Source organism: Xanthomonas sp. SHU 199 (assembly GCF_000364665.1).
Lineage (GTDB): Bacteria > Pseudomonadota > Gammaproteobacteria > Xanthomonadales > Xanthomonadaceae > Xanthomonas_A > Xanthomonas_A sontii.
This window is the reverse complement of record NZ_AQOI01000609.1, coordinates 1-603: the sequence shown is the minus strand read 5'-3', so window position 1 is coordinate 603 and position 603 is coordinate 1. Positions and strand designations below refer to the sequence as shown.

Annotated in this window: 1 pseudogene; it reads right to left on the bottom strand. The window is 75.5% G+C overall.

Going from position 1 to position 603, the window contains the following annotated elements:
• Nucleotides 1-603: pseudogene (locus D183_RS0117825) on the bottom strand (formylglycine-generating enzyme family protein); the annotation flags it as partial.

The window sequence follows — 603 nt, the reverse complement described above, 5'->3', positions numbered from 1 at the left end:
GCATCCTCGCGCACCCGCGCCGCGCGCGCCAGCCAACTGCCGGCGGCGGCGAAATCCGAGGCCGCCGCGGCCGTCTCGGCGCGACGGATCAGCGCGCTTTCCACCGCCGCCACGCCCTGCCGCGCGCGCGCATCGTCCGCATCCAGCAGCAACGCCTCACGGAAATTGGCCAGGGCGCCGTTGCCGTCCTCGCCCAGGCGGCCGCCACGCAGGTCGTCCTCGCCGGCGCGGTTGTAGGCCAGCACCCGCGAGGCGGTCTCCACCCGCTGCTGCAGGCGCCGCACCGCCGGGTCATCGGCATCCAGCCACAGCGCCACCATCGCGATGCGCGCGGCCTGCTCGAGCGTGCGTTCGGAAAGATCCGGATCGCCCAGCGCCTGCGCGCCGAGTTGCAACAGGCGCCGCCGCGCCTTGCGCAGGCCGTCCTGGGCAACGCGATCGTTCGGCGCCAGGCTGCGGATCGCCAGGTACAGCGGAATCGCCGACTGCGCATCCTCGAACAGGCGATCCTCGGCCAGCGCGCGCGCCGCCTGGCGCCGCGCCTGCGGCAGGCCGCTGCGCGTCAGGGTCGGCAACGGCGGCTGCCAGCGCGCCACGGTCTCG